Origin of the sequence: Methylobacterium sp. E-066 (genome assembly GCF_022829635.1) — a bacterium.
Taxonomy (GTDB): Bacteria; Pseudomonadota; Alphaproteobacteria; order Rhizobiales; family Beijerinckiaceae; genus Methylobacterium.
The window spans coordinates 15,332-39,635 of sequence record NZ_JAKSYO010000044.1 but is presented as its reverse complement, the minus strand read 5'-3'; the positions used below and the strand labels follow the sequence as shown (position 1 = coordinate 39,635).

Below are 24,304 nucleotides of genomic sequence, written 5' to 3'. Positions count from 1 at the left end.
GCTCACCCGAGCACTATGGGTGCCTTGGTCTGTAGGGGCTGAAACCCGTTCCCCGCGCCCCGCTCGTCCCCGGATGCGGCACCGCTCCGGGCCCCATACTGCCCCTCTCCTCCAGCGGGAGAGGGCACCCTGATGCCCCGCCACGACAAAGGAATCGCCGCCGTCTTCGCGCGGGCCCGGGCAGGGGATCGAAGGCTCTCCCCGTGGATGACCCGGCATCACGACGAGCTGGTGCGCGAGATCGGGACCGGCCGCGTGGAATGGGCTGCAGCCCTCTGCGCCTTCGCCGACCTCGGTCTGACGGATGAGCATGGCCGGCCCCTGACCCGAGACACCGCATCGAGGACCTGGCGACGGGTGCGTGAAGCTGTGGCCGCGGGGCGGCAGGCCGAGGCGACCGCCCGCCCATCTCCGGGTGAACTGGTCCCCGGTGTCCGTCTCATCGCATCCGCTCCGGCGTCTATGCCGGTCAGGCCCCCGCCCGCTCCCGCCGCCGCGCCGATCGCGGGGACGCCGGCCGGCGCCGTCGAGGCGACCGAGCACATCGCGGCCGTCCTCGCCGGCATGAGCGCCAGCCGTGTGCCACTGCCGTCTCAACCCTCGCGCCACCCGCAGCCGGTGCCGATGCGCCCGGTCCACGAAAAGGATCCGACCCCATGACGAAGGCCAAGACCGCCACTCGCCTCGACGAAGCTGTCGCTGCACCATCGCCGACCGTCGATGTCCGCCCGAAGCTGTTTCTGCTGCTCGGCCGCGGCTCCCGCGGGAAGACGCTTTTGGCGCGATGGATGATCGATCGCGCCGCGAACGCCGGCCGGCCGGTCATCCCCGCCGACGGCGACAGGACGAACCAAACCCTCGTGCGCTTCTTCCCGGGTGCCGTGAGCCCGCCCTCGGCCGACGACGCTGACGTGCGAGGCTGGGTCGCCGGTCTCGTCGAGGGGCTGCTCACCGGAGGGCACGACACCCTGCTCGATCTGGGCGGTGGCGATCTCATCCTGAAGGGCGTCGCCCGCGACATGGACCTCTTGCCGTGGCTCATGGGCCTGGGTGTCGAGGTGGTGGTGGTGCACCTCCTCGGACCGTCCATCGACGATGCGACTTACCTCCAGAGCGTCGAGGAGGGCGGTCTCCTCGCGAGCCCGGCGACGATCCTGGTGCTGAACGAAGGCGTCGTGCCGGTCGGTCGATCCGCGCACGCGGCCTTCTCCGAGACCATCCAGACGCAGCCCGTGTTCGGCGCCACGGTCGCCCGGGGTGCGCGTCTCGTCGCGATGCCACGGCTCGAACCGGCGCCTGATCTGGAGGGGACGGGACTGACCTTCCTCTCGGCCGCGCAGGGCCACGCACCGGCCGAGGGCCGCCCGCTCGGTCCTTGGAAGGCTCAGCAAGTCGCGATCTGGCTCCGACGGATGGAAGCCAATTTCGCTTCCGTGTTGGAGTGGCTCCCGTGACCCGGGGCGCCATGCTGGTTCCGGGGCAGGCCCTTTCTGGGGGCCAGCCCGCGAGCTCGGGCGACGCGCTGCGCGAGGCGGCACGTGCGTCCGGGCTCCAACCCGGTGATCCCCTCTGCCCTCTCACGGAGGGGCTGGCGGTGCATGCCGATCACCTCGACGCATGCACCGATGCGCTGGTGGCGGCGAACGCGGCGACGGTCGACGAGCTGCGTTCTCTCCTCGCCGAGGGACGCGAGACCGCCGACGCCGCGGCGGCGCGGTTCCGCGCAGAGTGCTGGGCGACCGAGACCGCCACCGTCGCCAGCCTGTCGACCGCCCTGGCCGATGCCTCGGCAACGGCCTTCGCGGGTCGGGTGCGAGCAATGGACCGCCGCACCGCCGCCCTGGTGTCGATCGGCCTGGTGGCAGCCCTGGCGATGGGCGCGGCCGGCGGCTGGTGGACTGCCGTGACGACGACGCGCGGGGCGATCGCCGAGACGGAGGCGGGACTGCGGGCGGCATTCCGCAACGGGCCCGAGACCGCCCGGCTCTGGCGCGAGCTGATGGAATGGAACGACGCGCGCACGGCCATCGTGAGGTGTCGGGATGGCGGCCACATCCAAGAGGAGGGCGGTCGCAAAACCTGCCGCCTGCTGTTCTGGGTCTCGCCTCCGCTCGCAGCGCCGACGCTGTGAGATCCTGCTCCGCACGCACGCACTGGCTGGCCGGCGGCGTGGCGTGGTCGGTGGTCCCGGGCGCCACCACCAAATTGCTGAGCCCCCCAATCAATAAACCCATCTTTTTAGCGGATGGGGTATTGTTGACATCCGTTTAACGGACTATGTTTCTCTGTAGTCAGCAAGGCGTAGCGATGGGCAAGCTCTACCAGTTCGGAAGCGTCATCGTCCGCGTCTACGCCAACGACCACCTGCCGCCGCACTTCCACGTGCTTACGCCCGACGACGAGGCCCTGGTGGAGATCGCCACGCTCCGGATCATGGCTGGCTCACTCCCAGGCAAGATCGAGCGCGAAGCGCTGGCCTGGGCCGCCGCGAACCACGCCGCCATCGCGGCCGAGTGGAACCGTACCAACACCCGATTTCCGATTGCCTGAGGAGGACTCCGTGACCAAGCCGCTACCCCGCATCGCCACCATCTCGCGCCTCGGCCCGACTGTCCTTGGCGTGATGTGGCGCGATGGCCCGTCCGACCGCGTGAACCTTACCGGATGGATCGCCACGGGCGGAGAAGTTCTAGCCCCGTTGAAGGACGCGGCGGTGTTCGCGACCGCCCGCCTTGGGGATCACGGCGCCTCGGTCGAATGGGGGGATGAGGATGGGGATCTTGCCATCGACGCCCACCATCTGCGGCTCCTGGCGGATGAGCAGCGGCGGTTCGGCCACGAGGAAGCTGCGGCTTGGCAGGCGGCGGCCGGCCTCTCGAACCAAGAGGCCGCCGACTTCCTTGGCATCTCGCTCAGCACGTGGAACGCCTACAAGGCAGGGGCCAACACGGTGCCGGCGTCGGTCTCGATGTCGTGCAGAGCAGCGCTGCGCGACCCCATCCTGCTGCAAGCGCACTACCGCCCTCGGAAGGCTGGACGGCCGCCCCGGGTGAGCCGAGTGGGCGCAGCGTAATGTCGGGCGCTCCTGGTGGGTTTCCGGCGGGGCAGCACTTCATTCCGGAGATGCTGCAGAAGCGGTTTGTCGACCACCGCGGCATGCTGTGGGTCCACGACCGCCGAAGGCCGGAGCGCGGTTTCTTCCGCAGCACGCCGAAAGGAATTTTCAAAGAACGGCACCTTTATACGGTGGCTGGTCCGGATGGTTCACCAAGCGCTCTAGTCGAGCGGACGCTCGGGCATGTCGAGAACGCTGCGGGACCGGTCCTTGATCGCGTGGTCGAGCACGTCCGCGCTGGCGGCAGGTGGGACCTAACGAGTGAGGAGAGGGTGCTCCTGCTCTTCTTCCTCTACGTCCAGCTCAAGGGGTGCCCGGAATTCTTCCGAGGCATTCCTCTCGATGAATCTATGGAGACCTTTGCCGAGGGGTTAATCGCTGCCTGGGAGGACGCCAACGGCCCAATGCCGCCTGAAGATCGGGAACGGCACCTCTCGGCAGACAACCTGGAGGACCTCCAACACTCTGCGCGAATGAAGTCTCTGATGACGCTTTCGCCGCGTGTTCTCGAAGCACTCTACACACGAGGGCTCACGGTAATACACATCCCCCGGCCCGACCGGCAATTCGCCTTGGCCAGCCTTCCGGTCGTTCGACTGAAGTCACCAAGCGGTCGCATGGATCTCGGTGATCCGGAGGTGGAACTCTCGCTACCGATCGCACCGGATGTTGCTATCGCGTCCTACGGCATGGCTGACCTCAACCAAATCGTGCACATCACACACGATACCTCAATTCGAAGGGTCAACTGGGAACTCGCCCGGTCGAGCAACACGATCGCCTCATCTTCGCGCGAGCTGCTGCGATCGCTAACACGCCGATTGCCACCGCCCGTCTGAGGATGACAGCCATGCAGGATCCCGCATGGCTCGTGACCATCGAGACTAAACCCATGTGTCCGTCGCACGATTGCCGGCGAGGCAGAGCCCGGGCATCCTGGTGACCATGCCCGCATAGATATCCACAAGCGTACAGCTGCTACGCTTCGGTGCTCGGCAGGGAACAGGGGGTTAAGACGGTATCGCGGACCATGATGGCCCCATAGCCGGTGCCTGCTTCCGATGCCCCTCCTTGTCCCTCGCAACCACGTTCCTGTCTCGTTCGCGACAGTCTTTCTCATCGCAAGCATCTTATACGATCAGACCAATAAACTTTCTGAAGCTCCTAGAGACGAATATTTCGAAAGATATTTTCTGCCAATTGCTAGCTGTAACAACGGAAAAACACGCAAAGTTGGATCGAATAGTGTAATTCGGCACGAACTGGTAGCAGTAGCTCTGGAGATTGTCCCGAGCCCAGCCAAGCCTATCAATCCATATATATATGATGCGGTTCGAATTGCATTCCGAGATATATATGACGCCCCATTCAGTAAACCATTGGAAAACTCTTCGTCGAGCGGGCCGGATCCATTCTATCATCTCAACCTGACGCTTCGACCGCCATACAACACCTGCCTTTCCCCCGATAACATCCGTCGTAGCTTAAATGGTGGCCTACTGCGTGCCCTTTCGCCTCTTCCAGAGGGCTTCGGCATGACCTTTCCCGACTTCGAGGACGACGCCAAAACCCGCTTCCGACAGGCACTCGCCGAGAAGAGCCTCAGCGCTGTGGCGCTCGAAGACAGCGGGCGTGTCACCCCCATCCCGGACTACTTCTGGCGCTCGGAGGCTGCCGAGGCGGTGTTTCTCGAAGACGCGCCGATCGCCTTCGAGGTCGACGGCCGCCAGGTCACCGGAAGCCCCCTCGTGGACATCATGGCACTGCGAGACGGCTGGCGGTCCGCCTTCACGGGTGCACCTGCGGCCATCGGCATGACGGAGCGGAGCTATAGCCCGTACATCGACTTCCTCATGGATGTCGTTCGCGACCTGGGCATGGTCGATGGCTGCGATGCGCAGGGCAATCGGATCCCCGTCGAGCAGCTCAGCGATCGTATCGTGGCCATGTGGAAGGATCGGAACAAGGGAAGGAAACCGATCCCCTACAGGCTCAGGATGATGACCACGATGCTCCGGCATTTCGATCATGCAACAGGTGGCGCGCTGCCGAAGGGCGCTGAAGAGGCAGCCAATGCCCTTCGAGTGAAGCAGGCAGCGACAACCCCGAAAAAACGGCCGCGCGTCCGCGCCAAATAAGCAATGTGGGGCAATGAGTTAGAGCTTTAAACGCGCTTTTTTAAAGCTATAACGCAACACTTCAGCCCTGCTCTGAGCGATCCTTCGACCATCGTAGCTCCCAAGGCTACTTGGTTCGGAGGGCAACAATGGCCAAGCAGAAGTCGCTCGATCTTAAGGACGAGCCCGCGTTCACCACCGGACCTGCGGCCCGGTACATGGGCGTTGGTCACTCAACACTTAACAAGTGGCGCCGCGAGGGTCGCGCTCCGGCGCACTTCACCCTGAGCTGGAGGAAGTTTCTCTGGCGGAAGCATGACCTGGACGCCTTCATGGCGGCCCGTCGGGTCGAAGCCGCCGTCCCCACCTCGACCGAGGAGGGCCGGTCGTGAGGTTCTACCTGCCCGCCCCCTCGTCGGTGGCTACCATGGCCGATGCCATGGGCGACCACATGGGTCCGCTCCTCCTCCTCGCGGCGCATCGCCAGTGCGCGCTCGGTCTCCAGGACCAGGACCTCGCGCCCTTCCCGGTGCCGCACGTCGGACCTTGGGTCGCCATCATCGGTGACGATCCGCCCTGGGCCGACGGAGCGCGGGGACCGGGCGCGTTCCACGCCGGTTCCCTCGATGCCCTTATGGGCGCTGCCTACGACGTCTCGATCATCTCCCGCAGCGAGATCGTGCCGGACATCTACGACCGCGCGGCCGCTCTCGCGATGGCCGGCCACTCGTCGGTGATCATCGAGACCCTCGCCCAGCACGAGATCGCCTGGGCGGCGCTCGTCCGGGAAGCGGCGCCGGGGAAGCTGAGCTTCATCGCCTGTGACCTGCCAGCAGGGTGGGCGTAATGAGCCTGCCGCCCATCCAAAACCCGGGTCCGACACCTGCGCAGCGGCGGCCGGTCTACCGGCTGCCTCTCCTCCGGGCCGTGTGCCGGCACGGGGCCGGCCTGGTCGTCGTCCACCCCATGCCTGATCCCGTCAGGAACCCCGGCGCGGGGCCCTTCGCCGCCATCGTGGACGATCGGGCCGCACCGGCGGGGCCGGACGCCTTCGACGTGGCAGCCCTGCGACGGCTGCTGCGCCGGGTGCACGGCGCGCTCGTGCTCCTGAACGACTGCACGTCCTCGTACGAGATGGCGGCCTCCGTCATCCGTTACGGCCGCGCCTCGGTGGTCCTCGTCGAGACCACGCCCGCCCATGGCGAGGCGTGGCGATCCCTCCTCCGCCAGGGGCCGCAGGCTCCGGTGGTCGTCCTCAAGCAGCACTGACGGGGCGGGTCGTGGTCACTCTCGAAACCTTGCATAGCGTCCTCGGCGGGAAGATCTGCGGCAAGCGCCTGCGCACCGCTGCCATCGGACGCCCGAAGACGGATCGGTCGGTGTCCATCTGGATCGAGGAGTCGGCGCCAAACGGCTACGCCCTGAAGTGCTTTCGGGTCGGAGACGACCAAGCCGAGCACCGCCATTTCGTGAACGCGGAGGCGAAGCTGGGGCCGGACAGGCGGACGGACGCCGAGCGGTCGGCTCTGCGGAAGGACGCCGGGCAGTCCGAGAGCCGTTCTCCGGCTCCGAAGCTGTCCGACGTGCCAGTGCCGGAGATGACGCCGCCTGAGCCGGGCGAACGCGCGACGAAGTTCCAGGCTGTTGGCCGGCGCGAACCGCCTCCGGTCGCGGGTGAGCTGAAGGGGCGCCGGCACGCCTACATCCGCGACGGGGCGCCGGTGCGCTTCAAGATCAAGAAGACCGTCGGTTCGCCGTGGATCGACTTCTATCGGGTCCTCGACTCGAAGACCGGTCGCACGGGCTGGCAGGCCAGGCGGCCCGCAGGCTTCGTCCCCTGCCCCTACGTCGCCAGCGCCAACCCGTTCGACCCCGTCTTCTCCGGGGAAACGGTGTTCTGGCCAGAGGGTGAGAAGGACGTCGACACGCTCGCACGCTTCGATCTGCCGGCCTTCACCTTCGGTGGCGCCACCGACGTGCCCGAGGGGTGCGGCGAGCTGCTGGCCGGCCGCGACGTGGTGATCCTCCCCGACAACGACGGCGGCGGGCGCATCGGGACCCGCACGAAGATCACTGAACTGGCCGGCCACGCTTCGCGGGTGCGGGTCGTCGATTTCTCTGACCTGGAAGAGGGCAAGGACGTGACGGACTGGATGGAGGCCGGAGGCACCGTCGAGGCGCTGTGGCAGCGGGTCGATGCCGCGACCGAAGTCCCCGTGGCAGCTCCGACGCGCGAGGATTCCTTCGAGCCGACCGAGGCTCGCGCCCCGGATCAGCCCGTCCTGGATCAGCCCGCCCCGGACGAGCCGCCGCGGATCCCGACCCTGGACGAGTTCCGGGCGGTGGGGTTCGTCTTCGACGGCGATACACCCCTGGAGCCGCCCCGGTACATCGTGAAGCCCCTGCTGCCCGCGAAGGGCGTCGGCATCCTCGGCGGCCAGTCGGGGGCGGCCAAGACTTTTTCGGCCATCGAGCTGGCCAACTGCCTCGCGGAGGGGCGCGACTTCTTCGGCCATCGCGTCGTCGAGCGCGTCGGGACGCTGATCATCGCCGCCGAGGGCGCCGGGACCCTGGCGAACCGCCTCGACGCGGTTCGGAAGGCCAAGGGCGGCAGCAAGAACCAACCGATCGTGCGCAGGGAGAAGGTCCCGAACCTGTCCGATCCGGCGCAGGTCTTGGAACTCCAGCGGTGGATCCGTGGCATCGACGCGTGGATGCGCCGGAAGTTCGGGGTGCGCCTGGGCCTGATCGTGATCGATACCCTCATCGCCGCCTTCGGCCTGCAGGACGAGAACAACAGCGCCGAGGCGCAGCGCGTCATCACCCACATGCAGATGCTGGGGGAGCCGATCGACGCCTTCGTCCTGGCGGTCCACCACTACGGCAAGGACGAGCACACCGGCCTGCGCGGCTCCTCTGCATACCGTGCCGGTGCCGACGTCGTGCTGTCCCTCCTGGCCGAACGCAACCAAGCCACCGGCGAGGTGAAGGGGCGGTCGCTGAACAAGGCCAAGCTCCGTGATGGAGAGGAAGGCCGCATCGCCGGCTTCAACCTCCGGTTCGTGGAGCTGGGCACCGACAACGATGATGAGCCGTTCGGTGCCTGCGTCGTCGAGCCGGACCTCGATGCCTCGGCGGTTGCTCCGCCCCCGCGGAAGGAGGCGCTCCCGATCCGCGCCTTCCGCGAGGCTTTCCACGAGGTGATGATCCAGAGCGGCCGAGAGGTGGAGGTGCGTGGGTCCGGGCCTCGGGTGCGCGCGATCACCCTCGAAGAACTGAGGCCCGAATTTCGGCGTCGCTACACGACGGTCGACACCGACGAGACCAAGGCCGACGCGGCGATCCGCCAGGGGCTCAAGCGCGCCATCGACGCCTGCCCGAAGCAGGGTTTCGAAACGGCGACGTGGGGCGGCGAGAAGTGGTTCTGGCGGGTCGATGCGTGACAGCGTGACAGGCGTGACAGGACCGGCTCATGTCACGCTGTCACGGCAGGCCCGAAGCCGTGACGGGACGTGACCCTGCAGGGACCCCCTACGAAGTAGGGGGCCCGCGGGTCACGCCGGTCACGCGGGCCGGATCCTCGGTCTGGTGGAAATTGGGATAGGCATTGGGTGGAAGCCGATGTCACGCGGATCCGGGTTCATCCTGGCGGATCAGAACGGGAGGTCGTCGGGGCGCATCTCGGACGCCAGGTCGATGCCCCGCTCGCGCATCAGCTCGCCGGCGGCACTATCGGCGAGGGTGTTGGCGCCGCGGCCCTGGCTGCCCCGGGGCGGATTCTGGCCCTAGCGGGCTCCAGAACGGGCGCTGCGGCTTCCCGATGGCCCGAGACCCGTCCGAGCCCAGCCACGGGCGTCCTGGGCCGCGCTAGCCCGGTTCTTACGGCCCTCGCGGGGTTCCGGCTCCTCCAAGAGGACGTTCCACCGGGCGATGTAACTTTGATCGCTATTTGGCACTGGTCATCAGCGGTTTCGGTCACCTTGGTTCGGGGAACGCCGACGGGGTCTGCTCCCGCGTCGATCGTGATGAGGCGCCCGTTCAGGCCGCCGCGACGGCGGGCGTGGCCGGCTGGCGCTCCAGGGTCCGGTAGACCGTCGGCCGGGAAATCGAGAACAGCTCGGCCAGGTCGCTGATCGCGTACTCGCCGGTGTCGTACATCCGGCGCAACTCCTTCTGCTGGCGGTCCGAGAGCTTGGGCTTCTTGCCGCGCAGCTTCCCCTTGGCACGCGCCACCGCCATGCCCTCGCGCGTGCGCAGCCGGATCAGGTCCGCCTCGAACTCAGCAAACGTCGCCAGGATGTTGAAGAACAGCTTGCCCAGCGGGTCGACCGGGTCGTGCACGCTGGCGCCGAGCTGGAGCTTCACACCTCGGGCCGTGAGCGCGTCGCCGATCGCGCGCGCGTCCGGCACGGAGCGGGCTAGCCGGTCGAGCTTGGGCACCACCAGGGTGTCGCCGCTCCGGACCGCGGCCAGCGCCTGATCTAGGCCCGGGCGAGCCCGGTTCGTCCCGGTGAAGCCCTTGTCGGTGTAGATGCGCTCGGGCGCCACCCCGAGCTGGACCAGCGCGTCGCGTTGGGCGGCGAGGTCCTGCTTGTCGGTCGAGCACCGGGCGTAGCCGATCAGCACATGCGTCATGAGCTGGACCGTAACGTAAAGGGTCCCCTCATCGCAATTCTTATCGTACCATTCCATTGAGACGCCGCCCGCGCAGGCGGAGCGAGCCTCTGCGGGTGGATCGGCTAAGCGTCCGCTGACCGATCCTCAAACGGACACGCATGCAAAAGCGCCACACAGCCGAAGTGAGCCAGCTCCTGGCAGGGCTGACGTTCAAAGTTCTTTCTGGCATGGATTGAGACTTCTGGCGTACGCTCACGCCTATGGCATACATTGGAGGCGTCCCATGAAAGCAAGGGTAATGCAGGACGGGCGCGTGAGCCTACCGGCCGATCTGCGCAAGCGGCATGGCCTTGCTCGTGGCGGTGAGGTCATCGTCGAGGATACGGGCGACGCCATCGTGCTCCGGACCCTCGATCAGGTCGTCGCCCGAGCACAGGCCCTGAGTCGCAGGCTGGTCGGTGACACGACAGGCGCGTCCGTGGCAGACTTCCTCGCCGACCGAGCCTCTGAGGCCGAAGCCGAATGACGGGCTTCGTCCTTGACGCGTCCGCTCTGCTAGCCCTGCTGCTGGCCGAGCCAGGAGCGGATCGGGTGAAGGCCGTGCTCGACGGGTCTGTCATGACGACCGTCAATCTGGCTGAAGTAGTCAGCCACTACGCCAAGCTCGGGGCTGCACGCCCTGATCTCGAAGCGCTGTTGCGCCCCATGCCGATCCGATGGGCTGTGGTCGATGCCGCGCTGTCGTACGAGGCCGGCATGCTGCGTCCGATCACGGTCGAGGGTGGCTTGTCGCTCGGGGATCGATACTGTCTGGCCCTTGCCAAACGTGAAGGCCTGCCGGCGCTTACCGCAGAGCAGCGCTGGTCGACGATCGCTGAGGCCGCCGGTGTCGTGGTCGAGATGATCCGCTGAGGGCTGCGCTGCAGGACTAGGTCGAGGGTGGAGAGGCGCGTGAAGCCGACGCGCACGTCGGGATCATGCCAAACCGGCGTTTGCCCGCCAATAGAAAAGCCGACACGTTTTTCCGACAAAGATCGGACTGGTTCGAGCGGCAAGCAACACGCGCCACCGGATCGTCGGTAAAACGATCGTTTTAACGACAACGTCGCGTTTTGCGTCGTGCCGGGGAGGCAAAACGCTCGCGGTGGCGTTGTATCCGGTGTGCCGTGAGCCTCGGCGCAGCGTCGAGGAGTTTACGCCGCATGCCGATGGACGAAGTCACCGCCCCACGCCCGCCAGCCCAGGTGCCGCCGCCTTTGGTGCCAGGGCTACGCGGCTTGCTCACCCTCGCCGTCGGCGTCGTGCTGATCGCCGCCCTCTACTTCGGACGCGAGGTGTTCATTCCCCTAGTACTGGCGGTGCTCCTCAGTTTTGTCCTCGGACCGGTCGTCAACCTACTCCGGAGGATCAAGCTCGGACGGGTTCCGTCGGTCATTGTAGCCGTCCTTCTTGCAGTCGCCGTCATCGGCGGCTTTGGCGCGGTCATCGGCACCCAGGTCGCCGGGCTCGCCGGCAACCTGCCGCAGTACCAAGTGACGGTGCAAAAGAAGTTCGCCGGCCTGCAGCAGGGATGGCTCGGCGAGGCCAACCGGGTCATTCAGAAGTTCAACCATCAGGTTCACGACGCGACCCAGAAGGCCGACGCCGCCGGTACGGCAGCGTCGACGGGACCGGCCGGCGACACCCCGAAGGCGCAGCTTGTGCGGGTCCAGGAGCCCGAGATCTCACCGCTGGCTCTGGCCGAAAAGGTGCTCGGTCCGATCTTCGAGCCGCTGACCACGGTTGGCATCGTGCTTGTCGTGGTCGTGTTCCTGCTGCTGCAGAGGGAGGACCTGCGCAACCGCATGATCCGCTTGTTCGGGTCGAGCGACCTGCACCGCACGACGGTGGCCATGGACGATGCGGCCGGTCGGCTCGGCACCTACTTCCTTGCCCAGCTCGGGATGAACGCTGCCTTCGGCATCATCATCGGTGTTGGCCTATGGCTGATCGGGGTGCCCAACCCCCTGCTGTGGGGCGTGTTCTCGGCGCTGATGCGGTTCGTGCCCTACATAGGCGCTTTCATCTCGGCTGTGTTTCCCCTCGCGCTCGCCGCCGCGGTCGACTCGGGCTGGACCATGGTCATCGCCACGGCCGCCTTGTTTCTGGTAGCCGAGCCCCTGTTCGGACAGGTGATCGAACCGCTTCTATACGGGCACTCGACCGGCCTCTCACCCTTCGCGGTGATCGTCTCGACTCTGTTCTGGGGCTTCCTGTGGGGGCCCATCGGCCTGATCCTGGCCACGCCTTTCACGGTCTGTCTCGTGGTGCTCGGTCGCCACGTCGACAGCCTGGAGTTCCTCGACATTATGCTCGGTGATCGGCCGCCACTGACGCCCGTGGAGAACTTCTATCAGCGCATGCTGGCCGGCGACCCAGACGAGGCGCGCGATCTCGGCGAAACCATGCTGAAGGAGCGTTCCCTGTCCTCTTACTACGACGAGGTTGCGCTCAAAGGCCTCCAACTGGCGGCCAACGACTATCAACGTGGGGTTGTCACGCCAGCGCAGCTGGAAAACATCCGCGCCTCGGCACGTTCCCTTGTCGAAGATTTTGAAGTGCACGAAGATGTCGAGCCTGCGGGAGACGCGAAAGCGATGAACCCGAGCGAGACCCTGACCTTAGCTGAGCGAGCCCATCCCAGAAATGAAGCCGTGCCAGGGCAAGCGCCACCGCAAGAGATGCTTCCCGAAGCGTGGAAAGGCGAGACGCCCGTGCTGTGTGTGGCAGGACGCGGCCCTCTCGACGAGGCCTCCTCGGCTATGCTGGCCCAGCTGCTGCGCAAGCACGGACTTGGAGCACGGGTCGCCGGTTACGAGGCTGTTTCACGCGACCGCATCCGCGATCTCGACCTGACCGGCGTGGCGATGGTGTGCATCTCCTACCTCGACATCACCGGCAACCCGGCGCACCTGCGCTACCTCCTTGAGCGGCTGAAGCGACGCGCACCCGACGTTCCGGTCCTAGTCGGCCTCTGGCCGGTGGGCGATAAGGTACTCACCGATGCCAGCGTTGGACGCCAGGTCGGGGCCGATGCCTATGCGTCCTCGCTCCGGCAGGCCGTGGAGGCTTGCCTGGCCGCTGCCAGTGCAACTCAGGTCAGTACCGCCCAGGCGGCATAAGCGGGCTTCTAAAAACATGTACTAGCATGACATCATCTTGATCGCTCGGAAGGATAACCACGACCTACGGTAGGTTGCGGGCAGGCACACCGGAGCACAAGCGCGGTGCGCCTGCTGTTCTGAGCAGCGAACTTTAGAGCGGTTCAAGCAGCCGCCTTCTCGACCGTCTCGGCAAGCTGACTGGCGAGTTCGTCGCCCTTGTAGATTTCGTCCACCGCCTGCTTCAGCTTGGCCGCATCGTCTGTGCGACCGAGGGCTTTGGCGTAGGCGGCGGCCGAGCCGAAGCCGGCGAGGCCGTAATGCGACATGCGCTGGTACTGCGCGATGATCGCTACGTCGCGCAGCTTGCCGTCGCTCGACGCCTCCTTGCCGCCGTGCTTCAGGGCCTCGGCCACGAGGCCCTCCATGCCCTTGCAGTGCTCGGGCTTAGTCTCACCGCCATTGGCTTGGATCAGGCTCCTGAGCACGTCGGTGTGCTTCTGGATCCCGCCCACCGATTTTTCCAGCATCTGCTTCAGTTTGGCGTCGCTAACCTGCCCGTTGAGCTGCTGCACGGCCCGGACCATCTGGTCGTTGGCCGACCAAAGATCCTGCATCTCGTCGAGATAAACCTCTTTCAGGCTGTTGGGTGCTGACATCGTTTCCTCCATTGGGTTGTTGATGCCTCGCAAACCGAAGGGACATCACGGCGTTCCGGTTGCCGGCATTCCCGCGTCGTTCCGCCCAGGGTCACAGAAGGGGACACGTCCGGAACCCCACGACTGCCGTCGAAGATTTCACTTCAGCCACCGTCGTTCGCACCAGGGCTTTCCGCACGTTCGAACGTTAGCGTTCCGCGAGGAGAGACGCCGATGGTCGATGACACGCGTCACATACAGATGCGGCAGATCGTGGCTGGCCTGTCCGAGGGCGTGATCCTGATCGAGCCGGATCAGACCATCGCCTACGCGAACGCCGCCGCCGTGATGATGCATGGAGTTGCCGACGCCGGCGATCTCGGCGCCACCGTGTCCGAGTACCGTGCGAACTTCACGCTGCACTACCGCAATCATCGGGAGATCGGCCCGCTGCAGCATCCCCTCGACCGGGTGCTCGCCGGCGAGGTGTTCCGCGACGTCGTGGTCGAGTTAGTCCCGAAGCGGGATCCCACACACAGGTGGATGCATCGCATCCGTAGCCTGGTGACCATCGACACGGATGGCACGCCGAGTGGCCTCGCCCTGGTGATGCAGGACGTGAGCGAGCGCTACCAGGCCGAGGCCCGGTTCGAGCGGATGTTCAACGCCAATCCGGCCCCGGCGATCATATGCCGGATTGCCGATCTGCGCTTCGTGCGGGTCAACCACGGCTTCCTCGACCTCACCGGCTACCATCGCGACGATGTGCTCGGCCGGAGTTTCTGCGAGATCGACCTGCTACGCGAGGCCGAGCGGCGCGAGCTGGCGATCCATCGTCTGCATGAGGGTCGTACCATCCCACAGATGGAGGCTCAGCTCGCAACGCCTTGTGGGAGGGGCCGCTACGTGATCGTGGCCGGGCACGCTATCGAGATGCCGGGCCCGGGCGGCGTCGAGCCGTGCATGCTGTTCACCTTCGCCGACCTGGAGGATCGCCGGAAGGCCGAGATGGCCTTACGTCACAGCGAGGAGCGCTTTGCCAAGGCGTTTGACCTGTCCCCCGTACCGAGCGCGTTGATGGATGCGGACGGTTTGGAGATCACCAGCGTCAACCAAGCCTTCGTCACCACCTTCGGGCAAGTGCCCGAGGTCGCAGGTGGTCAGTTGCTCACTGACCTCGCGCTCTGGGTCGACCGCGCCGAGCAACGCAAGTTCTCCCGCGATCTCAGGAGGCTCGGCAGCGTTCGCGGCTTCGAGGCCGCGCTGCAGGATGCGGCGGGCACCGAGATCGACTGCCTCGTCTCGGCCGAGCGGGTGAGCATCAACGATGAGGCGTGCGTGCTGTGCGTCCTGCAGGACATCACCAGTCGCAAGCGCTCGGAGCGGGAACTGATCACCGCCATCGAGGCGGTGATGGCGGACGCGTCGTGGTTCAGCCATGGGGTAATCGACAAGTTGGCGACCCTACGTCACCCGTCACGCTCCGTCCGGCCGTCGGTCGACATCGAGAACCTGACGATCCGCGAGCAGGATATGCTCACGCGGATCTGCCAGGGTGCCACCGACCACGAGATCGGAGCCGAGCTGAAGCTGTCGCCGAACACCGTGCGCAACCACGTCTCAAGCCTCTACCGCAAGCTCGGGGTCAACCGCCGTAGCGCGGTGGTGGTGTGGGCGCAGGAGCGCGGCATCGGGCCGAACACGCGGCACGGGCGCTGAAGCCGACGAAAAACCGTGACAGAACTACCAAACCGATTTGGTGCAAATGTACTTTATGTAAATCGTCGGAACTTCGAGTAGATCACCTGATTACGCAGTGGTAGCTCTGCTCACGCGAGCATCTCGGAAGATCATCCCAGTGGGTTGATACGAGGAGATCCGTGTGACCGGGCGTCGGAAGGTGCTCTCGCCTGACCATGCCCGGGCGCTGATCAAGGAAGCCATCGGCATCATCGAGGGTGACCGTGCGATCCAGGCGGAAGCCGCCGCCGAGATCGCCGCGATCGAAGCCGCACATACGTCGTCGAACCCTGGGCCGAGATCAAAGCGCGCGATCCGCACGTGATGCTGGGTCACGAGCGAACGCGTGGGCTGCAGTCGCGGCTTCTGCGCGCCCCGAGCGTGCCTGAGGTGAAAGACCCCCAACGCTGACTGAGAGAACTGGAGCCGAACCATGTCACTCCTCGCCTGGATTGTGCTCGGCCTCGTCGCCGGCTTCATCGGCAGCAAGGTGGTCAACAACACGGGGCAGGGGTTGCTCGTCGACATCCTGCTCGGCGTGGTCGGGGCGGTGGTCGGCAGCTTCCTGTTCAAACAGTTCGGTGAGCCCGGCGTCTCAGGGCTCAATCTCTACAGCCTGGTCGTCGCCGTCATCGGCGCCGTCAATCTGCTGTGGCTGTACCACGCCCTGATCGGCCGTCGCTGGGTGCTCTGAACCCTAGCAAAACCCGCTTCCGCCGCTTCCGGCGGAAGATCGAACCACTAACCTGAGAGTACCGAGCATGGCGCTGACACCCGACACCACCCGTCCGGCCTACGACCGCGACCTCCCCACCGACAGCGCGGTCACCCCCGCGGAGGACATGCGCACGATGGCGCTGCACTCCATCTCCTGGGGCGCGGTGTTGGCCGGCGCGGTGATCGCGCTGGTCGCCCAGGTCATCCTCAACATGATCGGGCTCGGCATCGGGCTCTCGACCGTCGACCCGGCTGGCAACGGCACCCCGACGGCCGGCAGCTTGTCCTCGGGCGCCGGGATCTGGTTCGTGATCTCAGGGATTCTCGCCTCCACCGCCGGCGGCTGGCTCGCCGGGCGCCTCTCGGGCAAGCCGGCCAACACCACCACCGCCTACCACGGGCTGATCGCCTGGGCGGTCTCGACGCTGGTCGTCGTGTACCTACTATCCTCGGCAGTCGGCGGCGTCGTCAGCGGCGCGTCGAGCGCGGTGTCGAGCACGCTCGGCGGTGCCGGCAATCTGATCGGTGGCTCGGTGAAGACCGCCGCACAGGCCGCCGCCCCGTCACTGCCAGGCATGGACAACCCGTTCTCGAACATCGAGAGCCAAGTCCGCAACGGAACCGGCAATGATCCGGACGCCCTGAAGAACGCCGCCGTCAGCGCGATGCGCGCCGCGGTCACCGGTGATGCCACCCAGCAGAAGGACGCGCAGGAGAAGGCTGCCCAGGCTCTCGCCAAGGCGCAGAACATCCCGGTCGATCAGGCCCGGACCCAGGTCGCCCAGTATGTGCAACAGTTCAACGACGCGACAGCCAAGGCGAAGGAGCAGGCCAAGCAGGCGGCCGATGCCGCCGCCCGTGTCGGCTCGCAGGGGGCGCTCTACGGTGCCTTGGCGCTGATCCTCGGCGCACTATCGGCCTTCTTCGCGGGTCGTGGCGCCGCCGTCGACCCAGTCGTGAGCCGCACCGGCGTCGCCATCACGAGCCAGCGTCGGGTGTGACCATGAGCGATCCCGCCGCCACCGAACCGCACCTCCTAGGGATGCAGGGCGAACACGCGACGGAGATCGCCGTCGGCGAGACCGTAACGCTCCCGCTGATCGCCGAGACCGCCCGCATTGACAAGCGGGCGGTGGAGACCGGGCGAATGCGGGTCTCGACCCGGACCGAGACCATCGACCAAATCCTGCGCGAGACCCTGCACAGCGACATGGTCGGGGTCACCCGAGTGGCTATCAACCGGACGCTGTCCGAGGGCGAGGTGTCCCCGGTGGTCCGCGAGGAGGACGGGGTGACCATCATCCCCGTCCTCGAAGAGATCCTCGTCGTCGAAAAGCGCCTCGTCCTGAGGGAGGAGGTGCACATCCGCCGGACCACGGCGGATGAGGAGGTCGAGGTGCCGGTGACGCTGCGCAGGCAGCACGCCGTAGTCGAACGCGTGTCCCCGGACGGGCACGTCACGCAGCAAAGCATCCCGCATCCCACTGAGGAGACGAAATCATGAGCCAGACCATCACCGCATTGTACGACGTCCTGAGCCAAGCCGAGGCTGCACAGGTCAAGCTGGTCGCCGCCGGGATCCCGCAATCCGCGATCCGGCTCGTGCCGGGCACTCGGACGGGCACGACTACCACGACCGCACCGGCCCGCGAGGAAGGCTTCTGGGGTTCGCTGAAAGACATGTTCATGCCGGAGGAGGATCGGCACACTTACCAGGAAGGTCTGAGCCGCGGCGGCACGATGCTCACCGCCACAGTCGAGCAGGCACAGATCGAGACCGCCTACGACATTCTGGAGCAGCACGGCTCGGTCGATCTCGACGAGCGCGAGGCGACGTGGCGCAAGGAGGGCTGGAGCGGCTACACCGGTGAGACGGCAACGGGCGCGACGGCGACCACCGGTGCGCTGCGCAACCCGACCACGGCCGAGGTGGCAGGTGGCATTCCGGCGACGGGCGGCACGGCGGCGTTCGCGGCCGGTGAGCGCGATGGCATAACAAACCGCGAGACGGTCGCGGGTACTGCGGGTGATACCGAGTATATCCCGGTGGTCGAGGAGCGCTTGAACGTCGGGAAGCGCGTGGCCGACAGCGGCCGCGTGCGGGTGCGCTCCTACGCCGTTGAGAAGCCGGTCGAGGAGCAGGTGACGCTGCGCGACGAGACCGTGCACGTCGACCGCCGCGCCGTCGATCGCGCGCCGACCCCGGTCGATGAGGCGTTGTTCGCAGAGAAGACGATCGAGGCTACCGAGATGCGCGAGCAGGCGGTGGTGTCGAAGGAGGCCCGGGTGGTCGAAGAGGTCGGGATCCGCAAGCAGGCCGCTGATCGGGTCGAGACGGTGTCGGACACGGTCCGCCGTACCGAGGTCGAGGTCACGGACGAGCGCGGCAACACCAGCCGCACGGGTACGACTGGCAACACCACTGGAACCGATCCGCGCAAGCCGCTTTAATACCGCCCTGGACGAAAGCGGCGAGGCGACGGTGTGCCCGCCTCGCCGCTACTCCCACCGAAACTGCCTACCCACCCCGCACTGATGAAATCGCAGTCTGGGGTAGGCAGCGCGTACGATGCACAGCGCCAGGGTCGTCAGACTGGCCTTGATCTGGCGGTTGCCCCACCATGAGTGCAGAACCGGGCATTCACCACGATCCGACGGGGCATAAGAATTGGACGCTGCAGGCATAATCGTCGGCATCCATGGCCTAGAGAACAAGCCCCCACGCGATGAGAAGTGGCGGTGGTGGAGAGCAGCCGTCGCCGAGGGCTTGCTGCGGAACTGCGGCCGGGACGGCGGGGAGTTCTCGTTCGAGTTCGTGTACTGGGCCGACCTACGCTACGACCATCCGCTCCTCGGTGAGGCCAACGACGAGCCTTACCGACCTGACGAGGGGTCCGGACCATTCCCGCGCCATCAGCCGGGATCCGACGCGACCTTGAACGACGGCGTTATCGGCAAAGTCTACCGCGGCTTGGCCGCGCTCCAGTCGGCGACGGGAGCGACGCCACTCGACGACGCGATCCTCGAACATCGCTTCGACGACCTGTGGCACTACCATTCCGAGACGCCGTTCGCCCGACAGGTTCGGCGTCGGCTCATCGATGTGCTCGAACAGCATGCCGGGAGGCGAACGTTCCTGATCGCGCACTCGATGGGCTCGATCATCGCCTACGACGCCCTACGCATGCTCGAACGCGAAGCGCCATCCGTACGAGTCGAGCATCTGGTGACATTGGGTTCACCGCTCGGCCTCGCGGAGGTGCGGGCGAAGATCGGAGAGGAGAACGGTGAGGCTCGGGTTCCCAACAACGTGGATCGGTGGACGAACATGGCCGACAATCGCGACCTCGCCGCGGTAGCCGGTGAACTCTCGGACACCTTCGTGCCCAACGACCGCGGTGTTGGCGTGACGGACATGGCGGTAGTGAACGCCTACCTGCGCCCGAACGGTTCGGCGAACCCGCACAAGTCCTACGGCTATCTTCGAACGCCAGAGCTCTCGGAGCTGGTGCTCGGCTTCATGTCACAAGCACGCACCGAGCGCGAGCAAGGGTAAACCGCTCCGATGTCAGGTCATCAGCGGCACTCTTGGCCAAGATTTCACGCAGAGGCCACGGTATGCCACACAGCGCCGTTTTGTTCCAATAGAGCTTGCTCTAGCGGAACGCACCAGAAGTGAGCAGCGTAGCCGTTCCATCGAATATTTTTCGACTTTTGGAACGCGCCGGCGCGAACATCCTGGACCCTTGTGGAACGCGGCAAGACAACTACGCACCTAACATGACTGACGAACAGGCTTCCGCGCGACATTTGTAGGAAAAATCATCGAATTGCCGACATATAGACTGATAGGATAGCAGTCTTGTTTGAGTGTAGTGGTGATGCAAGCTATCTCGGATCAGCGATCGGCCCCCTGAAGAGATACGGGAACCATCTCACGGTCCTGGCGCAACTGGGCTTAACGCGGTGAGACGAGCCAGGCGGTGGACGGCCCGACACACAAGCCGCGACAAACCGTACGTCAAACAATCCGGCAACCATGCACCGCAAATTAAAACATTCGTTCTTATAACGGCCCTATTAGCTATCTTGTGTGCTGCCTGACAGCCTCAATCTAGGGCCCTCGTGCGATGAGCGCTGATCTGCACCACCTCGGCGCGGCGCAGCGCAAAATCGTGCTCCCTGCGATCCAACTGGATCCGAGTGTTGCCCCGCTTCTCACCTGGAACCGATATCTCGATGTGATCCGGCACGGCCTGTTGATGATCGACGCCTCGGGGCGGGTCGCTATATCGAACAATCCAGCCGAGCGCCTCCTCTCCAACATGAAGGTCGAGCAGACGGCTAATCTATCCGCGATGCAGTTACTTCGTGCCTTGTGCGCGGGAGCTTCGCAATCGCGGCAAGAAATCTTCAAGTCTCTGCGACGCGCACTCGACCTTCAAACATCCGCTTCGTTCGAAGTGACGGGCCAGGATCACACGCTGCAGGTCGAGATCCGTTCCATCGCGGGTGAAGGTTGGGTTGCAACCCTAGAAGATGTCAGTGCGCGCAAGGCGAGCGAGGCGCGCGCAGACGAATTGGCGCGTCTCGATCCACTTACCAGCCTACCAAACCGCCTGCTCTTGCGAGAACGTCTGGCCGAGGCTCTGGCACGCTTGCAGCGCAACGGCGAGGCATGCGCTCTACTGCTCATCGACCTCGACCGGTTCAAGCCGGTCAACGACACGCTCGGCCACCCGATCGGCGACGCACTTCTCGCGAAGGTCGCCGACCGCCTGCGTTCGACCGTGAGGCCCACAGACACGGTGGCCCGGATTGGCGGCGATGAGTTCATCATTCTGCAAATTGGCATCCGCGAGGCTGCCGACACACAGGCGTTGGCCCGGCGCCTCGTCGATCTGATCGGCCGGACCTACATGGTCGAGGGCCACCTTCTGACGATCGGAGCTAGCGTCGGCGTAGCGCTCGCGCCCGCAGACGGGACGAGTGCGGATAAGCTCCTGAAGAACGCCGATCTAGCCCTGTACCGGGCCAAGCTTGACGGGCGTGGGACGTACCGCTTCTTCGAACCGGAGATGGACGCGCGCATGCAGGCGCGCCGCCGGCTCGAACTCGACATGCGTCAGGCTCTGGCCCGACGCGAGTTCCAGCTCCACTACCAGCCCCAGATGCAGCTCGAGGGCGATAAGCTGATCGGCTGCGAAGCCTTGATCCGCTGGAAGCACCCTGAGCGCGGGATGATCTCGCCACTTGATTTCATCCCGCTTGCCGAGGAGATCGGCCTGATCGTGCCGATCGGCGAGTGGGTCCTCCGTCAGGCCTGCCGCGATGCGATGACGTGGCCCACTGCGATGTCGGTCGCGGTGAACGTCTCCCCTGCTCAGTTCAAGAGCGACCGGCTTGTCGAGACGATCCTCTCGGCGCTCGCCAGCTCAGGTCTGTCGGCCAAGCGGCTGGAGGTTGAGATCACAGAGGGCGTTCTCCTGCAGGAGAGTGAGAAAACCTTGCAGACGCTCCATCGACTGCGTGAACTTGGGGTCCGCGTTTCGATGGACGATTTCGGTACGGGCTACTCGTCCTTGAGCTACCTGCGCAGCTTCCCGTTCGACAAGATCAAGATCGACAGGTCGTTCGTGAAAGACCTGTCGAGCAAACCCGATGGGGATGCGATCATTCGGGCGATCGCGGGCCTCGGCAAGAGCCTCGGTATGACGACAGTTGCCGAAGGCGTCGAAACGCCAGAGCAGATGCAGCGCATTCGCGATGAAGGCTGCACAGACGTTCAGGGCTATCTCATCAGCAGGCCCATACCGGCGGAGGATCTTCTAGAATTCTTGGCGAGCTACCAACCATAAGCTTAGTCCACACAAATTATTGGACATCCTATGAGCGAACTCTACCGCCTCGTCTACGCCAGTAAAAACTTGTTTCAAGGATCGGAGGCCGAGCTAACGGCAGCCGTCGGGCAGATCCTGGCCGCATCGCAGAGGAATAACGCTCGGTCGGATGTGACCGGCGCGCTGATGTTCAACACCGGCGCCTTCGCCCAGGTCTTGGAGGGACCGCGACAGGGAGTCGAAGAAACCTTTGAGCGGATCCAGTGCGATGATCGCCACGGCGACGTGACGGTTCTTCAGTGCGGTCCGACGGAGAGCCGCAGCTTTGCAAACTGGTCCATGGCCTTCGTCGGCGCGTCCGCCGGGGGACAAGCACACTTCAGCCGGCTCGCAGCCGAGAGCGGGTTCGACCTGTCCAGGCTGGACGGTGATGCCGTGTTCGCCATGCTGCACGAACTGGTGTTGGATGAGGAGGGCGTGCCGATCTCGCGCGTCGCCGCTCCGTCGATCGGGCCGGCTGAGGTCCTCCCCCCGACAGGGCTCGATGTCGAGCAACTGAAAGCAGAAATCGCGCAGCTTCGACCGGACGCGGCAGCCACTCAGATGTCATCACCGGCGAGCGGTAAGCGCACTGCTGAGGTCGAGTGTGGTGGGTCACGAACCCTCCCCACCGGCGATGTGAAACGCTCGTCGAAGGGGGCGACTGACGCTGCCCTCTATGTGCTCAAAGCCGCCCTGGCGAGTGAGCGGCAACGCACGAGCGATCTACGGACCGAGATTGATGCGTTGCAAGTCGCTTTGGCATCGAGCGAGGATCAACTCGATGCCATGCGGGTAGAACGGGATCGTTGGGCTGGGCATGCGCAGCTTCTCGCGACAGCGATGGCCCAGGAAGCTGGTGACGTCCAAACGGCGGCTCACCGCGTCGGTTCGTTTGAAACGCCGCCGAACGGGCAGGCGCGTTTGCAAAACGTTGCAGACGTTCTTGCCGCCTAAACGCACCAGCAACGCCGTTCGCGGTGAGCGCCGTGTGCGCGATCATGGCGCGTTCCGCGTCTGCCATATGCCCGGGCCAAAGGCGCTGGCGGTCGTGGAAGGCATGACAAGTGGCTTTAACGGAACTCTGGTGCGTGCCTTTCGCCTTGTCGCTACGGCGTTCGGCGCATGATCGAACGAAGAGCCACCACACGTCACCCTGTCGTCGTCCCCGCCCTGTGCCTTCGCCGCGACGGGTCCGAGTTCCACGCGGTCACCGTCGACATCTCGTCTGAAGGATTGAGACTGCGATCGGCAACGCTGCCGTTGGTCGACGAGCGCCTCACCTGCAACATCCGCGACATCGGAGCTGCTCAGGTCTCGGTCGTGTGGGCGGGGAGCTGTGACTTCGCCGTGCGCGTCATCGGCACGACCCCCTCGGCGACCTGCCGCTGATCCTCAACGTCGCCCTGTCAGTGGACGCGATCGAGGCCGAGTGGCGGGTGAAGGCGCTGGTCATCGGCGGCATCGTGCTGCTGCTGTGCGGCGTCACGATCGCGCTGTCGCTTCTGTTCGGACGCGAGTTGCGCCGCCGCGAAGCGATGCAGGCTGAACTCGAAAGGCTATCGCTGACGGACGCTCTGACGCGTCTGCCGAACCGCCGGGCGTTCGAGGATGCCGGTGCCCGGGCCTGGGAGGAGGCGCGGCGCGGCGGCAGGCCGCTCTCCCTGCTCATCGTCGATGCCGATCACTTCAAGCGCTTCAACGACCGCTATGGCCATCAGGTCGGAGACGAGGTGCTGCAAGGCTTGGCACGTTGCCTCTCGGCCAGCGTCCATCGCCCCCGTGATCTCGTCAGCCGCATCGGCGGCGAGGAGTTCGCCATCCTCCTGCCAGACACCGATCAGGCCGGTGCCCTACGTATCGCGGAGAAGGTCCACGCCGAGGTGTCCACCTTGGCGATCGGATCGGCGGGTATCGGAGCCGGCGCCGTCACAGTGAGCATCGGGCTGGCGAGCGCAGTACCCACTGCTGCGGCGATCACCGCGCTGATGGACCTGTACCGGCTTGCGGATGGCGCCCTCTACGAAGCCAAGGCGGGTGGTCGTAACCAGACCCGCTGTACGAAGCTACAGGACATCCCGGCTGCTTCACAGAAGTGGGGACTTCAGGTCGTCGGCGCCTCTTAGGTAGACGCACGCAGTTCTGTAGCCACGCTGGGCTCAACCTTTGCCCTGCGCCCAACCTTCAGTTCGCGCTCAGCCATAAACCAGACCTGTAGTTCGTAGCCCTCAGGCCGATAGTGTCGTCCCCATAGATCGTAGGCATGCTCACGGATTAGATCGGAGGAGAGCGCCTCGGTTGGTTCCACGGTCTGAGACTTTCCCCGGTTGAGACCAGCCGG

27 protein-coding genes and 1 pseudogene are annotated in these 24,304 nt (G+C 65.4%); 25 read left to right on the top strand and 3 right to left on the bottom strand.

The window, feature by feature from the left end; genetic code table 11:
• Positions 1-132 precede the first annotated feature (132 nt).
• The 11 genes from MKL20_RS05245 to MKL20_RS33120 all read left to right on the top strand — a co-directional run bounded on the left by MKL20_RS05245 (position 133) and on the right by MKL20_RS33120 (position 8,675).
• Positions 133-660: a hypothetical protein gene (locus tag MKL20_RS05245; RefSeq protein ID WP_244035803.1), complete on the top strand. Its 528-nt coding sequence runs from the start codon at positions 133-135 to the stop codon at positions 658-660.
• The gene (locus MKL20_RS05240) at positions 657-1,454 is read left to right on the top strand and encodes a hypothetical protein (protein WP_244035802.1); all 798 of its coding nucleotides are present in this window, start codon (positions 657-659) and stop codon (positions 1,452-1,454) included. The genes MKL20_RS05245 and MKL20_RS05240 overlap by 4 nt, the downstream gene beginning before the upstream one ends.
• A complete protein-coding gene (locus MKL20_RS05235; protein ID WP_244035801.1) occupies positions 1,451-2,131 on the top strand; it encodes a hypothetical protein in 681 nt (226 codons plus the stop codon). Before MKL20_RS05240 ends, MKL20_RS05235 begins: the two co-directional genes overlap by 4 nt.
• A gap of 176 nt (positions 2,132-2,307) precedes the next feature.
• Positions 2,308-2,550 (top strand): DUF4160 domain-containing protein, encoded by a 243-nt coding sequence (locus MKL20_RS05230; protein WP_244035800.1) that lies wholly within the window; start codon positions 2,308-2,310, stop codon positions 2,548-2,550.
• A 10-nt stretch (positions 2,551-2,560) separates the two neighbouring features.
• On the top strand, positions 2,561-3,073 hold the full coding sequence (locus tag MKL20_RS05225; protein ID WP_244035799.1) for a hypothetical protein: 513 nt from the start codon (positions 2,561-2,563) through the stop codon (positions 3,071-3,073).
• Positions 3,073-3,954: a DUF4238 domain-containing protein gene (locus MKL20_RS05220; protein WP_244035798.1), complete on the top strand. Its 882-nt coding sequence runs from the start codon at positions 3,073-3,075 to the stop codon at positions 3,952-3,954. Before MKL20_RS05225 ends, MKL20_RS05220 begins: the two co-directional genes overlap by 1 nt.
• Positions 3,955-4,650: 696 nt before the next feature.
• Positions 4,651-5,253: a hypothetical protein gene (locus MKL20_RS05215; RefSeq protein WP_244035797.1), complete on the top strand. Its 603-nt coding sequence runs from the start codon at positions 4,651-4,653 to the stop codon at positions 5,251-5,253.
• A gap of 128 nt (positions 5,254-5,381) precedes the next feature.
• Positions 5,382-5,624: a helix-turn-helix transcriptional regulator gene (locus MKL20_RS05210; protein WP_244035796.1), complete on the top strand. Its 243-nt coding sequence runs from the start codon at positions 5,382-5,384 to the stop codon at positions 5,622-5,624.
• A complete protein-coding gene (locus MKL20_RS05205; RefSeq protein WP_244035795.1) occupies positions 5,621-6,079 on the top strand; it encodes a hypothetical protein in 459 nt (152 codons plus the stop codon). Before MKL20_RS05210 ends, MKL20_RS05205 begins: the two co-directional genes overlap by 4 nt.
• Positions 6,079-6,501, top strand: coding sequence for a hypothetical protein (locus MKL20_RS05200; protein WP_244035794.1), 423 nt, complete (start codon positions 6,079-6,081; stop codon positions 6,499-6,501). Before MKL20_RS05205 ends, MKL20_RS05200 begins: the two co-directional genes overlap by 1 nt.
• Before the next feature lie 110 nt (positions 6,502-6,611).
• Entirely contained in the window at positions 6,612-8,675 is a 2,064-nt protein-coding gene (locus MKL20_RS33120) for an AAA family ATPase (RefSeq protein WP_244035793.1), read from the top strand.
• A 595-nt stretch (positions 8,676-9,270) separates the two neighbouring features.
• Here the strand turns inward: MKL20_RS33120 and MKL20_RS05190 are convergent.
• Complete coding sequence (locus MKL20_RS05190; protein ID WP_244035792.1) at positions 9,271-9,867, bottom strand: recombinase family protein; 597 nt, start codon at positions 9,865-9,867, stop codon at positions 9,271-9,273.
• 265 nt (positions 9,868-10,132) lie between these two features.
• Between MKL20_RS05190 and MKL20_RS05185 the strand changes: the two genes are divergently transcribed.
• The 3 genes from MKL20_RS05185 (at position 10,133) to MKL20_RS05175 (ending at position 13,010) form a co-directional block, all read left to right on the top strand.
• A complete protein-coding gene (locus MKL20_RS05185) occupies positions 10,133-10,375 on the top strand; it encodes an AbrB/MazE/SpoVT family DNA-binding domain-containing protein (protein ID WP_244035791.1) in 243 nt (80 codons plus the stop codon).
• Entirely contained in the window at positions 10,372-10,761 is a 390-nt protein-coding gene (locus tag MKL20_RS05180) for a PIN domain-containing protein (RefSeq protein WP_244035790.1), read from the top strand. Before MKL20_RS05185 ends, MKL20_RS05180 begins: the two co-directional genes overlap by 4 nt.
• A 290-nt stretch (positions 10,762-11,051) precedes the next feature.
• A complete protein-coding gene (locus tag MKL20_RS05175; RefSeq protein ID WP_244035789.1) occupies positions 11,052-13,010 on the top strand; it encodes an AI-2E family transporter in 1,959 nt (652 codons plus the stop codon).
• A gap of 143 nt (positions 13,011-13,153) precedes the next feature.
• Here MKL20_RS05175 and MKL20_RS05170 read toward each other — a convergent pair whose 3' ends face one another.
• A complete protein-coding gene (locus tag MKL20_RS05170) occupies positions 13,154-13,648 on the bottom strand; it encodes a ferritin-like domain-containing protein (protein ID WP_244035788.1) in 495 nt (164 codons plus the stop codon).
• 213 nt (positions 13,649-13,861) lie between these two features.
• Here MKL20_RS05170 and MKL20_RS05165 point away from each other — a divergent pair, with 213 nt between their 5' ends.
• The 11 genes and pseudogenes from MKL20_RS05165 to MKL20_RS05120 form a co-directional block, all read left to right on the top strand.
• Complete coding sequence (locus tag MKL20_RS05165; protein ID WP_244035787.1) at positions 13,862-15,346, top strand: helix-turn-helix transcriptional regulator; 1,485 nt, start codon at positions 13,862-13,864, stop codon at positions 15,344-15,346.
• A gap of 163 nt (positions 15,347-15,509) precedes the next feature.
• Positions 15,510-15,692 (top strand): hypothetical protein, encoded by a 183-nt coding sequence (locus MKL20_RS05160; RefSeq protein ID WP_244035786.1) that lies wholly within the window; start codon positions 15,510-15,512, stop codon positions 15,690-15,692.
• Positions 15,693-15,800: 108 nt separating this feature from the next.
• On the top strand, positions 15,801-16,061 hold the full coding sequence (locus tag MKL20_RS05155) for a GlsB/YeaQ/YmgE family stress response membrane protein (protein WP_244035785.1): 261 nt from the start codon (positions 15,801-15,803) through the stop codon (positions 16,059-16,061).
• 67 nt (positions 16,062-16,128) lie between these two features.
• Complete coding sequence (locus MKL20_RS05150; protein WP_409568117.1) at positions 16,129-17,085, top strand: PhnA-like protein; 957 nt, start codon at positions 16,129-16,131, stop codon at positions 17,083-17,085.
• 2 nt (positions 17,086-17,087) lie between these two features.
• On the top strand, positions 17,088-17,588 hold the full coding sequence (locus MKL20_RS05145) for a YsnF/AvaK domain-containing protein (protein ID WP_244035784.1): 501 nt from the start codon (positions 17,088-17,090) through the stop codon (positions 17,586-17,588).
• The gene (locus MKL20_RS05140; RefSeq protein WP_244035783.1) at positions 17,585-18,535 is read left to right on the top strand and encodes a YsnF/AvaK domain-containing protein; all 951 of its coding nucleotides are present in this window, start codon (positions 17,585-17,587) and stop codon (positions 18,533-18,535) included. Before MKL20_RS05145 ends, MKL20_RS05140 begins: the two co-directional genes overlap by 4 nt.
• A gap of 217 nt (positions 18,536-18,752) precedes the next feature.
• Positions 18,753-19,640, top strand: a complete 888-nt coding sequence (locus MKL20_RS05135; protein ID WP_244035782.1) for a lipase family alpha/beta hydrolase — start codon at positions 18,753-18,755, stop codon at positions 19,638-19,640.
• 574 nt (positions 19,641-20,214) lie between these two features.
• Positions 20,215-21,942 (top strand): putative bifunctional diguanylate cyclase/phosphodiesterase, encoded by a 1,728-nt coding sequence (locus MKL20_RS05130; protein WP_244035781.1) that lies wholly within the window; start codon positions 20,215-20,217, stop codon positions 21,940-21,942.
• Between the two features lie 30 nt (positions 21,943-21,972).
• Positions 21,973-22,920, top strand: a complete 948-nt coding sequence (locus tag MKL20_RS05125) for a BLUF domain-containing protein (protein WP_244035780.1) — start codon at positions 21,973-21,975, stop codon at positions 22,918-22,920.
• A 168-nt stretch (positions 22,921-23,088) separates the two neighbouring features.
• Positions 23,089-23,355, top strand: a complete 267-nt coding sequence (locus MKL20_RS33230) for a PilZ domain-containing protein (RefSeq protein ID WP_409568116.1) — start codon at positions 23,089-23,091, stop codon at positions 23,353-23,355.
• Positions 23,337-24,089 (top strand): annotated as a pseudogene (locus MKL20_RS05120) (GGDEF domain-containing protein); the annotation flags it as partial. The gene MKL20_RS33230 and the pseudogene MKL20_RS05120, both read left to right, overlap by 19 nt.
• On the opposite strand, the gene MKL20_RS05115 reads toward MKL20_RS05120, so the two are convergent.
• Positions 24,086-24,271: a DUF2934 domain-containing protein gene (locus MKL20_RS05115; protein ID WP_244035779.1), complete on the bottom strand. Its 186-nt coding sequence runs from the start codon at positions 24,269-24,271 to the stop codon at positions 24,086-24,088. The pseudogene MKL20_RS05120 and the gene MKL20_RS05115 overlap by 4 nt on opposite strands.
• Positions 24,272-24,304 lie beyond the last annotated feature (33 nt).

Coding starts and splice junctions, on each gene's coding strand:
- MKL20_RS33230 (WP_409568116.1), top strand. CDS start 23,089: ATGATCGAACGAAGAGCCACCACACGTCACCCTGTCGTCGTCCCCGCC.
- MKL20_RS05200 (WP_244035794.1), top strand. CDS start 6,079: ATGAGCCTGCCGCCCATCCAAAACCCGGGTCCGACACCTGCGCAGCGG.
- MKL20_RS05215 (WP_244035797.1), top strand. CDS start 4,651: ATGACCTTTCCCGACTTCGAGGACGACGCCAAAACCCGCTTCCGACAG.
- MKL20_RS05230 (WP_244035800.1), top strand. CDS start 2,308: ATGGGCAAGCTCTACCAGTTCGGAAGCGTCATCGTCCGCGTCTACGCC.
- MKL20_RS05155 (WP_244035785.1), top strand. CDS start 15,801: ATGTCACTCCTCGCCTGGATTGTGCTCGGCCTCGTCGCCGGCTTCATC.
- MKL20_RS05165 (WP_244035787.1), top strand. CDS start 13,862: ATGGTCGATGACACGCGTCACATACAGATGCGGCAGATCGTGGCTGGC.
- MKL20_RS05210 (WP_244035796.1), top strand. CDS start 5,382: ATGGCCAAGCAGAAGTCGCTCGATCTTAAGGACGAGCCCGCGTTCACC.
- MKL20_RS05145 (WP_244035784.1), top strand. CDS start 17,088: ATGAGCGATCCCGCCGCCACCGAACCGCACCTCCTAGGGATGCAGGGC.
- MKL20_RS05150 (WP_409568117.1), top strand. CDS start 16,129: ATGGCGCTGACACCCGACACCACCCGTCCGGCCTACGACCGCGACCTC.
- MKL20_RS05180 (WP_244035790.1), top strand. CDS start 10,372: ATGACGGGCTTCGTCCTTGACGCGTCCGCTCTGCTAGCCCTGCTGCTG.
- MKL20_RS05240 (WP_244035802.1), top strand. CDS start 657: ATGACGAAGGCCAAGACCGCCACTCGCCTCGACGAAGCTGTCGCTGCA.
- MKL20_RS05190 (WP_244035792.1), bottom strand. CDS start 9,867: ATGACGCATGTGCTGATCGGCTACGCCCGGTGCTCGACCGACAAGCAG.
- MKL20_RS05125 (WP_244035780.1), top strand. CDS start 21,973: ATGAGCGAACTCTACCGCCTCGTCTACGCCAGTAAAAACTTGTTTCAA.
- MKL20_RS05220 (WP_244035798.1), top strand. CDS start 3,073: ATGTCGGGCGCTCCTGGTGGGTTTCCGGCGGGGCAGCACTTCATTCCG.
- MKL20_RS05130 (WP_244035781.1), top strand. CDS start 20,215: ATGAGCGCTGATCTGCACCACCTCGGCGCGGCGCAGCGCAAAATCGTG.
- MKL20_RS05140 (WP_244035783.1), top strand. CDS start 17,585: ATGAGCCAGACCATCACCGCATTGTACGACGTCCTGAGCCAAGCCGAG.
- MKL20_RS05245 (WP_244035803.1), top strand. CDS start 133: ATGCCCCGCCACGACAAAGGAATCGCCGCCGTCTTCGCGCGGGCCCGG.
- MKL20_RS05185 (WP_244035791.1), top strand. CDS start 10,133: ATGAAAGCAAGGGTAATGCAGGACGGGCGCGTGAGCCTACCGGCCGAT.
- MKL20_RS05170 (WP_244035788.1), bottom strand. CDS start 13,648: ATGTCAGCACCCAACAGCCTGAAAGAGGTTTATCTCGACGAGATGCAG.
- MKL20_RS05175 (WP_244035789.1), top strand. CDS start 11,052: ATGCCGATGGACGAAGTCACCGCCCCACGCCCGCCAGCCCAGGTGCCG.